The sequence below is a fragment of the Mesorhizobium sp. genome, from assembly GCF_004962925.1.
Classification (GTDB): Bacteria; Pseudomonadota; Alphaproteobacteria; order Rhizobiales; family Rhizobiaceae; genus Mesorhizobium.
On record NZ_SUEO01000023.1, the window covers coordinates 1 to 10,609 of the forward strand.

The 10,609-nt window shown below is 61.3% G+C and carries 12 protein-coding genes and 1 pseudogene; 3 read left to right on the forward strand and 10 right to left on the reverse strand.

Annotated elements, in window-relative coordinates:
* Nucleotides 1-197: 197 nt before the first annotated feature.
* The 3 genes and pseudogenes from E5W87_RS07685 to E5W87_RS07690 form a co-directional block, all read right to left on the reverse strand.
* Entirely contained in the window at nt 198-455 is a 258-nt protein-coding gene (locus E5W87_RS07685) for a winged helix-turn-helix domain-containing protein (protein ID WP_292395530.1), read from the reverse strand.
* A gap of 93 nt (nt 456-548) precedes the next feature.
* A pseudogene (locus tag E5W87_RS36030) lies at nt 549-647 on the reverse strand (hypothetical protein); the annotation flags it as partial.
* A gap of 167 nt (nt 648-814) precedes the next feature.
* The gene (locus E5W87_RS07690) at nt 815-1,858 is read right to left on the reverse strand and encodes an EscU/YscU/HrcU family type III secretion system export apparatus switch protein (RefSeq protein WP_292395532.1); all 1,044 of its coding nucleotides are present in this window, start codon (nt 1,856-1,858) and stop codon (nt 815-817) included.
* 83 nt (nt 1,859-1,941) lie between these two features.
* On the opposite strand from E5W87_RS07690, the gene E5W87_RS07695 reads away from it, so the two are divergent.
* Nucleotides 1,942-2,742 carry a tetratricopeptide repeat protein gene (locus E5W87_RS07695; RefSeq protein ID WP_292395533.1) on the forward strand — a complete coding sequence of 267 codons (801 nt, stop codon included), beginning with the start codon at nt 1,942-1,944 and terminating at the stop codon, nt 2,740-2,742.
* A 72-nt stretch (nt 2,743-2,814) separates the two neighbouring features.
* Here the strand turns inward: E5W87_RS07695 and E5W87_RS07700 are convergent, their stop codons facing one another.
* The 7 genes from E5W87_RS07700 to E5W87_RS07730 all read right to left on the reverse strand — a co-directional run bounded on the left by E5W87_RS07700 (nt 2,815) and on the right by E5W87_RS07730 (nt 8,890).
* Nucleotides 2,815-3,273, reverse strand: coding sequence for a hypothetical protein (locus tag E5W87_RS07700; protein ID WP_292395535.1), 459 nt, complete (start codon nt 3,271-3,273; stop codon nt 2,815-2,817).
* Between the two features lie 13 nt (nt 3,274-3,286).
* Nucleotides 3,287-4,636: a type II and III secretion system protein family protein gene (locus tag E5W87_RS07705; protein WP_292395537.1), complete on the reverse strand. Its 1,350-nt coding sequence runs from the start codon at nt 4,634-4,636 to the stop codon at nt 3,287-3,289.
* 39 nt (nt 4,637-4,675) lie between these two features.
* On the reverse strand, nt 4,676-6,817 hold the full coding sequence (sctV, locus tag E5W87_RS07710; protein WP_292395539.1) for a type III secretion system export apparatus subunit SctV: 2,142 nt from the start codon (nt 6,815-6,817) through the stop codon (nt 4,676-4,678).
* Nucleotides 6,818-6,831: 14 nt separating this feature from the next.
* Entirely contained in the window at nt 6,832-7,125 is a 294-nt protein-coding gene (locus E5W87_RS07715) for a hypothetical protein (protein WP_292395541.1), read from the reverse strand.
* A 35-nt stretch (nt 7,126-7,160) separates the two neighbouring features.
* Complete coding sequence (locus E5W87_RS07720) at nt 7,161-7,601, reverse strand: hypothetical protein (protein WP_292395543.1); 441 nt, start codon at nt 7,599-7,601, stop codon at nt 7,161-7,163.
* Entirely contained in the window at nt 7,598-8,599 is a 1,002-nt protein-coding gene (locus E5W87_RS07725) for an EscD/YscD/HrpQ family type III secretion system periplasmic domain-containing protein (RefSeq protein ID WP_292395545.1), read from the reverse strand. The genes E5W87_RS07720 and E5W87_RS07725 overlap by 4 nt, the downstream gene beginning before the upstream one ends.
* 114 nt (nt 8,600-8,713) lie before the next feature.
* A complete protein-coding gene (locus tag E5W87_RS07730) occupies nt 8,714-8,890 on the reverse strand; it encodes a hypothetical protein (protein WP_164897755.1) in 177 nt (58 codons plus the stop codon).
* 228 nt (nt 8,891-9,118) lie between these two features.
* Here E5W87_RS07730 and E5W87_RS07735 point away from each other — a divergent pair, with 228 nt between their 5' ends.
* Both E5W87_RS07735 and E5W87_RS07740 read left to right on the forward strand, forming a co-directional pair.
* Complete coding sequence (locus E5W87_RS07735; protein ID WP_292395548.1) at nt 9,119-9,961, forward strand: MurR/RpiR family transcriptional regulator; 843 nt, start codon at nt 9,119-9,121, stop codon at nt 9,959-9,961.
* Nucleotides 9,962-10,045: 84 nt separating this feature from the next.
* Nucleotides 10,046-10,609, forward strand: a 564-nt coding sequence (locus E5W87_RS07740; protein WP_292395550.1) for a hypothetical protein, incomplete at its 3' end; no start/stop codon positions are given.

Sequence of the window (10,609 nt, forward strand, 5' to 3'; positions counted from 1 at the left end):
GTTTGGTGACAGAGACATGGCAGTGGCCGTCAGCGTCGAGCTTCGTTGGTGAGACGGAGCGCCCGCACTGCCAAAACCAGACGAGCGGCGACAAAAAGAAGCGCAAATTCGTCCAGTGATATCGAGACGTCTTCACCGGGACTGCGAGAGTGTAACCGACGCCCCGTTCCGTCGTGAGGAGCTTTGGCACGCTCGGATCAGAGCTTGCGGCGGAGCGGCACGATTTGCACGGCGATGCTGCGGTCGAAGACCTCTTCGTCGTGCAATCGGCTTGCTGCCAGCAGTTGTTCCCGGCTGAGCACCTGCTGCGGAGCCCTGAGGAACGCGGTTAACAGGTTGAACTCCCCAACTGTCAACGGTACGGCCTTGCAAGCTGGCGACACCAGGCGTCTTGTCCGCATGTCGATCTCCCAACCGACGAAGCGATCGCGGATGTGTCTTGTCTTGCCGCGCAAGCGTTGTCCCGCCTCCGATCGTCGCAACACTGCGCGCACGCGTGCCAGCAACTCCCTGAGACTGAAGGGCTTCGTCACATAGTCATCGGCACCGAGCTTCGGGGCAATGACAAGGTCCGCCTCGTCGCGCCGCTGACCCGTGATGATGATCGGCGCCTCTGGAGGACTGCCGATCTGGCGCGTTAGGTCCAGCCCGTCTCGGCGGCGCGGCTAATCCATGTCCGTTCGACCGATGAAGGCCATGATGATCGGGTATGGAGAATGAAACAGCATCGTCCGCGGAACGTTGGTGTAACGTTCTCACACCGGCGCTGAATCATACCGCTGAAAAGTTTGAATTGCCGGGTGATCGGTTTGCATTATGTCAATCCGAGCCGCACCAGATGGCCGGTCACGGGTGAGAAGAGTTGCTCATCGATATAGCCGCCGGTGCGCGTACTGTCGAACAGAGAGCCTGCGAGCGAGGGGTCCTCGACGACCGGGATTGCAAGGCGCTTTGATTCGGCGACCATCTCATCGGCGATGCGACCTTGCCCCTTGGCAACGACCACCGGTACCTGTGTTTCGCCCTTGACGTAGCGCAGCGCCACCAGCCGGTCGCGTTCGACGATGACCAGGACTGCATTCTTCAAGCCGAGCTTCACCGGATTTGACACTGTCTCGCGCCGCTGACGCTGGAATTCCTGCCTGATCAGCGGATCCCCCTCAAGGTCCTTGTACTCGCGCTTGTATTCGGTCTTGGTCATGCGCATGTCGCGCAGGAAAAGCCATCGCTGGATAGGCATGTCGACAATGCCGATGGCGACAAATGCAAGGGCGCCAGCAATTCCGAGCGGGGTGAGCACCGCCATGATCATGCGTTCAAGACAGGATTCACCACATGCGGGAGTGTCGAAAAGCGGCTGCAGCCAGGCCACGATGACGATCACGAACAGGCTGGCCAGCATGACAACCTTTGCCAGGCTCTTGATGAACTCAATGACGTTGCGCAATGACGCGATTTTCTTGAGGCCCTTTGCCGGGCTGATGTTGTCGAATTGTGGCTTGAGCGGTTCGAAAGAAAAAACCGGCCCGTAGGTGGCGATCACGCCGAACGCCAGCGTGAGTATGACAATAATGCCGACCATCGGCCCCAAGATGACGAACAGCGCCACGGTGGCATGGCGGGCCGCCCTCACGCTGGTTTCCTTAAACGCGCCGTTTGCCGACCCGGCCACGATCTGCACAAGCTGGTCCAGGTATTCCCACATCGTCGGCCAGACGAAAAACAGGTAGGCGAGGGCGGCAAAGAGTGTGAAGCCCGAGGTGAGGTCGCGGCTTTGCGGAACCTGACCTTTCCGCCGCGCTTCCCGCAGTTTCTTGTCCGAGGCGGGTAAGCCTTTTTCCTCAGCTTCTTCGCTCATATCACGATCCCAGCGCGCATGAGGTTCTTGTGCGAGTTGCTGCCGTGTGTAAGGTCGGCGCGGGCTTGAACGGAGAGGTGGATATGCGAATGCGTATCGTGTTCATGGCTGTCGTTATGACGGTGGCGTTGTCCTCCTGCCAGACAGCCAAGCCCAAAACGGATGCCGAAACCCAGGGCGCATCGACCCAGTCCGATCGGTTGCTCAAGCTGGCCGCCGATATTGAAGCGCGCGGTGAAAGCGGCACAGCGATCGCGCTTTACCAACGCGCGACGACCATGCCCGATGCGAAGCCTGTCGCCTTCGTCAAGGCGGGCGAGGCCTATATGCGCGCCGGCTATACGGCCGAAGCCGAGAAGGCATACCGCGGGGCTCTCGCCAAGGCACCCAACGACGGACCGGCATTGCTCGGGCTCGGTTCGGCAATGATCGATTCGGGGGATGTCGAGGCAGGCATCCGCGCCCTTGCGCAAGCCGCGCCGATCGTCAACACCAGCCGTGCCTACAACAGGCTGGGCGTCGCCCAGATTTTCGCCGGACAGGTTGAGGAGGCGCAGGCCACCCTGGCGCATGCCCTCACACTGGAGCCGGGCGACCTCGATATCCAGACCAATATGGCGCTTGCCGCTGCCTTGGAGGGCAATGCCGCGACGGCGCTGCCCCTCGTTCAGCATGTGGCTTCGGCGCCGGGCGCGCAACTGCACCACAAACGCAATGTGGTGGTCGTCTACGGCCTGCTCGGGCAGGCCGAGCAGGTGAGAGCGGCTCCCCCCACCGGTCTGACGACGAAAGAAGTCAACACATTGCTCGCCAACGCCAAATCGATCCGGGGCAAGGCGACCATCAAGGCGAGGGCAAAGGCACTCGGTTCGATATCGGCCTAGCTCTGCGAAGGCGCGGCCAGGCTCGTATCTCGGCGCTACAGCCGGCGCGCCTGCGCATCGCCGGCCCATCGGTCAGTTGTCCTGCTGAAGCGGCGCTTGTGCAGCCGCCCCACCGTCATTGGCGCCACCGACGGGGATGTCTTCTCCATAAATGTATCGCCGGGCCGCCCTTGCAGTCGGCGCCGCGGCCGCCGAGCCCATGCGCCGCCCCTCGACCAGGTCACGCTGGCTTTCGGCCATGCGTTGAAGATTATAGGCGTTGGCGCAACCTGCCGGCAGATGCGGCCCGACATCCGAAACGATCGTCAAGTCCGTCGCTGCCGGGGAGGGGGGGAGATCAGCCGGTTCGTCGAGACAGGCGTCGGGTGCGAGCACGGCACCATCCGTGCCCTTTTGCGAACTCGCATTGGTCGAGACATAGCTGTAGCCGGATGAATAGTCCTCAGGCGGTGCCTTGCCGTTGACGCAGCCCACGAGCGCGGCGAACGGAAAGACGAGTATTGCTGTGCGGAAAACAAAAAAGTCGGTCATGGTCGGCCTCCCGCTACTTCACAATCAGGCCCATCGCGGACGGGTCCTTGGAATGTCTCCGCTTGGCCGGTCGATCAATCGGCGTCACCAGGCTGCGATCGCTGACCGGCTCGACCAGAAAAGGAGTAATCAGGATGACCAATTCGGTCTCTTCCCGCTGAAAACGCTGGGACTGGAACAGGGCGCCCAACACCGGAACGTCTCCCAGCACGGGAAACTTTTCCAGGTTGCGGGTGAAATTCTGCTGAAACAACCCGGCAATTGCGAATGTCTGGCCACTGGCCACTTCCACGATGGTGTCGGCCTTGCGCACGACGAAACTCGGCAGGTTGAAGCCGTTGACACTGACTGCGGCAGCATTGGTCGAGATCGAACTGACCTCGGGACGAACATGAAGGCCGATGCGGTTGCGGCCGATGAGCGTCGGCGTGAAGGTCAGCGAAACACCGAAGGATTTGTATTCGACGGTTACGGTGTCCTGACTTTGAGGCACCGGAACTGGGATTTCACCGCCGGCCAGGAAGCTCGCGGTCTGGCCTGTGACGGCAGTCAAGTTCGGCTCGGCTAGTATCTTGACGATACCGTTGCGTTGCAGAGCTTCGATCAGCACATCAAAGTTGAAGCCAGTTGCCTGCTCTATGCCTGCCCCGAAGTTTCCACCGTCGGCTGACGGCACGGCGTTGTTTTGGAACATGCTGAACTCGAAGCCGCTGGACTTGTAACCGACCGACCAGTCGACGCCGTAGGACTGCAACTCGCTGCGCGAGACTTCCGCGAACCGGACGCGGATGTTGACCTGTTGGGACCCCTGGATCGTGGTGTCGTTGATCGGCGGCGCCTCCGGCGGAGAATAGGTGCGGGCAACGTTGTCAACATCGACGGCTTCCTCGACGCTGCGCGTCTGCCCGGTCGCCACAATACGATTGCCGAAGATCATGAGCTCCGTCGAGGAGGTTGGCTGCACTGCCTGTTTCGCTTCGTTCGCCGGTGCCGAGTCGGCGGAAACGCGGAATTGCGCGGTCGCTTCGATGCGCTGATCGGCGGTGATCGCGATCAGATTGGTAAGCCCGGGCTTCAGGCCGAATACATAGACCACGTCGGCCGAAACCACCTGCAGATCCGCAATGGTGGTGTCGGCGATCAAAACCGATTCGACCGGTTCGTTAAAACGCAGGATGCGGCCCTGACCGACGGGCAGGTCGATCATCGGCCGGCTCGGCAACGGCGTCACCTCCTGCGCCGCTCCCCCCGTCACCATACAAAAAAGCGCTGCGAAATACCAAAACGCCGCGATAGCCAGCAATCGGCATTCAATCGGACCAAAAGCCGGCCGAATACCCGCAGCCATATCGTGGATTCTCATTCTGTCCCCCTCTTGAGCATGCATCGCCCTCTGGCTCGGTCATGGGATCGCCCCGTTCTCTGCTCTCCCTGCTGGGAGTGAGTGTGAGGTCTGCCGGCCGTTTTGAAGTGACCCGCCGGTTATGGTGGCGAGTGGCTGTACGTTGAACTCGGACGAGAGCTCCTGATAGGAAAGCACTGGAAGCTCCAGGCCGTGATGCACGAGCAGGCTGCGCATGTGGCGGCGCACGTCCGCGGTGGTCAGCACCGCGGGCAGGGCCCCGGCCGACGCCTGCGCGAGCGCACGCTCGATCTGCGCTACCAGCGCTTGCGTATCGTCGCCGGAAAGATCGAGGAAAGTGCCCGTGGGCGATGACTGAACCGCCGCTCTCACGACGTCCTCGGCCGACCGCTGCAGCACGTAAGCTGCGATAATGTTGTTGCGGTCGGCTGAACGAAAACTGATCTGCCGCTTTAGCGCTGAGCGCACATGTTCGGTCAGCAGCACGACATCCTGCTCGCGCCGGCCCCATTCGATGAGCGCTTCCAGGATGAGCCTCAAGTTACGGATCGGGACATTTTCTGCGACCAGTCGCCGCAAGACTTCTGCGATCTTCTGCAACGACACCGCGTCTTGCGCTTCCTTCACTAGATCCGCATAGTCCTGTTCCATGTCGGAAAGCAGCCGACGCGTTTCCTGTATGCCGACGAAATGACCGGCATAGAGCCGAAGTGCATACGACGTCCATTTGGCAGACGTTTCAGCCGGCAGCAGGAAGCTGAGACCGCCTTCCTTCAAGATCGCTATCTTCGCCTCGTCGACCCAGATCGTGTTGGGGCGACCGGCCACCGGCGGACCTGCCTCATAGGCGACGCCGATAAGATCAAGATGCGCCTCGTCCTCCTCGACCAGTACGCAGCCGGCAGGAATCTCGGCCTCCAGGACGGGGGCGCCTTCCAGGTCGATGCGGAGGCGCTGCGGCGCCAGGGTTTCGTCGATATGAAAGCCAATTGCCGGCACATCGACGCCGAGATCCCGAAAGAGATCGCGACGAACGCGATTTGCATGCGCGCTGAAGTCGGGTTCGGTGATCGCGCTGCCGAGACCATGGCCAAGACGCGCAATGATCCGGAATGACGATTGCAACGTCTCGATGTCGCCGCCGGCACTCGCATCGGAAAGCATGTGCTCTTGCGGGGCCGCAATCGGCAAGCTTGCTTCCAGGGCATCGGGTTTCGGGCTTTGCCGGCGAATGAGATATGCGCCACCACCGAAAGCCGCGCTGAGCGCCAGGAAGGCGAATGACGGAAAGCCGGGCACCAGGGCGAGCCCGAGCATGATCACGGCGGCGAGTGCGAGTGCGCGCGAGTCGCGCAGCAACTGGCCGGTGATCTGGCGACCAAGGTCGCCCTGGTTGTCGGCTCCGGCGACACGCGTGACCATTGTGCCGGCCGCCACTGCCACGAGCAGTGCCGGGATCTGGGCAACCAGGCCATCGCCAACGGTCAGCAGTGAATAGGCGGATGCAGCGTCGCCGAGCGACATGCCATGCTGGAGCGTGCCGACCGCAAAACCGCCGATAAGATTGACCAGGATGATGACGATGCCGGCGATGACGTCGCCCTTGACGAATTTCATGGCGCCGTCCATGGCACCGAACAGCTGGCTCTCGCGCTCGAGCTTCTGGCGCAGCCGGCGGGCTTCGGCCTGGTCGATGTCGCCGTTGCGCAGTTCCGCGTCGATGCTCATCTGTTTACCGGGCATGGAGTCGAGCATGAACCGCGCCGCAACCTCGGCGACGCGCTCGGCGCCTTTTGCCACGACGATGAACTGGGCCACGGTGATGATGAGGAATATCACCAGGCCGACCGCTATGCTGCCGCCGACGACGAAGGTTCCGAAGGCTGTGATGATGTCGCCCGCATCGGCCTGAAGCAGGATCAGGCGCGTCGTCGTGATGGTGATAGCCAGCCGGAACAGGGTTGCTATCAGAATGACGGAGGGCAGCGAGGAAAATTCCAGTGGCTGCACGACATAGAACGAAACCAGGAGGATCAGTACGCTGAGCGCGATGTTGGCCGTGATCAGCGTATCGACCACGAAGGTCGGTAGCGGTATGATCATCATGACAATCGCGACGAGTATCAGGATGGCGATGACGAGATCGCCTCGCCGCGACAGCCTGGCAAGTACTTGCGTCATCCGATCCAACACGGCTAGTCGTCCCCCCGCCGCGAAAGATACGTCCGGAACATGGCGCGTGCTTCCGCCTTGCGGCCCGCTGCCAGCAGCGCGCGGCTCTTCAGCAAAGCAAGCGTGGGATGTTCCATGCCTTCCAAAGTCTCCAATCTAGCGATCGTGGCGAGCGCCTTGTCTGCTTCGCCGTCGAGTATGAGCAGGTGAGCGAGCGTGCGCAGGACTCCGGGGTTTCCAGGGGAGAGCTGGGCGGCGATGAGAAGATAGGCTGCCCCCCGTTTCACCTGCCCATGACACCCGTAGAGATAGCCCAAGACGTGCAAGAGCTGGACCGTGTCGTGCGGGTCGGTCAGGTCTCGTTTCCTCCCTGCAACTGGCCAAGCAGATCCCGATGGCGGCCGATCTCGTCCCGCATCAGCGTTCGCGCCAGATCCTTGAGCTGTTCGCCTCCATCGAGATTGGGCACCAGGTGGGTAATGCAATCTTGGAGGATCGAAACCGACCGTCGCAGGATCACCGGGTCAGAAATGCGCGGCATGACAAAATCGATGAGGGCATCTTCCAGAGATGTGCCCGCAGCATCCTGAGACGTCTGAAAATCGGCTGCCTCCGGTCGGTCGGACTGTTTGGCTGCACCCGCTTGATTGGTCTGGCTGGTGGTTTTGCCGATGCCATTCAGTCGCCGCCGATTGATAGGCTGGCTGCGAAGGCTTTCGGCATGCTGCGCTCCGCGCCCAGATGTATCCAGTCTGGCCGAATCGAGGCGCGGCCCTTCCAGGCGACGGTTCACTGATATTTCAGCGCGACCTTGGCGCCACCCTTGGTCAGCAGAAGTTGTTTTTCGCCGATGCTTTCGATGGTCCAGCCGTCATCGGTAAAGGCGCCTTCATGGTAGCGCGCGCCTTCTGTCGTGATGATATAGGGCCGCTCGCCGTACCAGATCGCTTGCATGGTCAGACGCGGCGCGCGCGCGTCGGCGTTGCCGGTGGTCACGTCCGAGGCAAGCAGCAGATGCTCTCCATAGGTCCGGTCGAACCACGATTGGACGTCGGTCCAGGCCTGGAGCTGCGGGGCGGGAATGGTGCCTGAAACAGTCAGGCGACCGGCGGACTGTTCGATGGCGATCCCATCGATGCCGGCCTGTTCCAATTGACGTTCGAGTTGCCTGCCGGCATCGGCGGTTGCCGGCGGCGTCGGCCCGTTATCGGCATGCGAGGCGTCGGTGAGCGTATGTTGCCGTATGCCGTCGGCGAACGCCACTTTCGTCAATCCTGCATCCGAACCGGCTATTTCGGAGCCGGCCACGGACAGACTGTTGGCCGCCACCACGCCGGTGAATGCGACCGCGAGCAAACTCGCGGCGACCAGCCAGGACCGCCTCGATAACCGTGACGGTCCTTCGGCTTGCGTGGGGCCGGTGAGCTTCAGTCGGGCTTCCCCAAACGATGCTTCGAAAGGCAATTTGCAGCGGCGGCCATGTCCCATGGGCACGAGATCGCCGTTTGCCAGGACGACATCTCCTCCGACAGCTTCGACCTCGACATGGCCGGCCTTTCGGCGAAGGCGGGCATGTTCGGCTGCGATCCCCGAATCTCTCAGAACTATGCCGGACCCGACACTGGAGCCGATCGTGTAAAGGACTTCCTCCAATTCCACCTTGGCACCGCTATGCAGTCCACCGACGATCTCCAGGATGGCTGGTCGCGTTGCCGGCTGCCTGTCCGTGCGTCCAGCAAAAAGCTGTGGCAATGCGGCGTTCCACCGTCCGAGAGTCGATTTTGCGGTCATGCCGATTGCCCTTCCATCCACCCATTTGACACCGGGCTGGTGTGCAAAAGTTTCTCAATGCCGGACAAAGCATGTGCGCCGCCCAGGTTCAGGCGGCGCACATGAACAACGCTATTACGAACTCGCTCGGGCGATTCCTTCCGCCATGCGGTTCATCGCTGCCTGCTTGGATTCCTGCATTGCCGATTCGAACTTCAGGCCAAGCATTCTGATATCGTGAGCTTTTTGCTTCTCGAGCAGCTGCTCCGGTGTCAGCTGAGTGTTGTTGTTGATACCTGGTACGTCTCCCATCTCGCTCGTCCTTCATCTGGTTGAACTTCGAAGACCCAAAAAATGCCGGAGGCACTCAAGGTGCTTCACCACCACAATCTATGTCAGCGCGAACCGAAATGGAAGTCCATTTGGAATGCAATTGGGATGGAAGTTCCATATGTTGCGTTTATTGCGATCCAAGAGTAATCTCCATGAGGGGTGAATGGGGTAATGGTTATGGAAAAAGGTCCTTTGACGGAACAGTTGGTGGAACGATTTGAGGCAATGCCGCCGCAGCTGCAGATAGCTGCCCGGTTTGTGCTGGATCATCCGCAGGATGTCGCGCTGATGTCGATGCGCGAACAGGCGCATCAGGCCGGCGTTTCGCACACGACGATGATGAGACTGGCGCGGTGGCTTGGCCTCGACCGTTACGAAGACATGCGCAGCCTCTACGCGAAGGCAATGCGTGCGCCGGGCTTTTCCGCTGGCGGATCAATTGGCTTCGATCGCAGGGCGAACGGCGATGGCGGCCATGCTGTAGCCGGCGTCGTTGCCGACACGCTCGCAGCACAAATCGCAAGCCTTGGCGAATACGGCACCGCCATGCAGCTGATCGCCGCAGCCGAGGTTCTTGCCGGCTGCCGCAGCCTTTTCAGTCTGGGCTTCCGTTCGGAGCATTCTGTTGCGCACCATTTCTCCTACACGATGTCGCAACTCGGCAAGCGGGCGGTGCTGCTCGATGCAGCCGGAGGGCTTGGCATCGATCTCCTGCGTGGAGCCGGTCCGGCCGACGCTGTGCTTGCCGTGAGCGTGGCGCCCTATTGCCGTATGACCATCGAGACGGCGCGGCAAGCCACCAGGCAGGGCGTAGCGGTCGTCGCCATTACCGACAGCAGCGTTTCGCCGCTGGCTCGTATGGCCAACGAAAGCGTGCTGGTGACCAGCGGTTCGCAATCCTTTTTTAGAAGCATGGCACCGGCCCTGGCTGCGGCGGAAATACTGGCCGCGCTGATCGCGGCCAAGTCCGGCGCAAGTACCGATCAGAATGCGAAGGATGTCGAGCGCGAACTCGAGGCGCTTGATGTTTTTTGGAAGTCGTCTCGATAGCCGTCCGACGGACTTGTCGGGCGCGGGGGCATGACGGCAACTGATTGCTGGAACAGGATTTGAAGTGTTTCCGGAGATTGTTCGATGGTCCGCCCGATTACCCTGAAGCCTTCAAATCCGCCAAATCCGCCCCAGAAAGTCACGTCGAAAACGAATGCCGATCGGACATCGAGGCTTCAAAATGAGGCGGCCAGGCTGCAGGAGCAGATCAGGCTTGCCAACAAGATGGGCGAGCGAGACTGGGCGGCGCAGGCCCGTCAAAGGCTTTCGCAAGTCAAATCCGAGCTGAGTTCTCTGCAGACCCCGCCGACTACGACGCCTGTCGCGCCGCGCGTCAACGGCACCACCGGCAGTCCGTCCGGCAATGGTACGACGACGCCGGCGCTTTTCACGATGCCGACCACATTTAGCGCCACGAACGGCACGCGGCTGGTGATGCTGGACGGGGCCACCGGTCAGAACCCGCAAGCCACGGCCAGCGGCATCGTCAAGGACATCACGGAGGGCAAAAGCATCGACAACATCGCTGCCGACCGGAGGATGACGCGAGAGGACGTGCTCGCTGCGCTGAAAGCTGGCGGCATGACGGTGGCGACAACCGACCCGACCAGCGACAATGGCGATGTGCGGACCACGCGGATAACCGAC

Excerpts from the sequence above, each read along its gene's own strand:
- E5W87_RS07690 (WP_292395532.1), bottom strand. The coding sequence starts at position 1,858 with ATGAGCGAAGAAGCTGAGGAAAAAGGCTTACCCGCCTCGGACAAGAAA.
- E5W87_RS07695 (WP_292395533.1), top strand. The coding sequence starts at position 1,942 with ATGCGAATGCGTATCGTGTTCATGGCTGTCGTTATGACGGTGGCGTTG.
- E5W87_RS07700 (WP_292395535.1), bottom strand. The coding sequence starts at position 3,273 with ATGACCGACTTTTTTGTTTTCCGCACAGCAATACTCGTCTTTCCGTTC.
- E5W87_RS07705 (WP_292395537.1), bottom strand. The coding sequence starts at position 4,636 with ATGAGAATCCACGATATGGCTGCGGGTATTCGGCCGGCTTTTGGTCCG.
- sctV (WP_292395539.1), bottom strand. The coding sequence starts at position 6,817 with ATGACGCAAGTACTTGCCAGGCTGTCGCGGCGAGGCGATCTCGTCATC.
- E5W87_RS07725 (WP_292395545.1), bottom strand. The coding sequence starts at position 8,599 with ATGACCGCAAAATCGACTCTCGGACGGTGGAACGCCGCATTGCCACAG.
- E5W87_RS07730 (WP_164897755.1), bottom strand. The coding sequence starts at position 8,890 with ATGGGAGACGTACCAGGTATCAACAACAACACTCAGCTGACACCGGAG.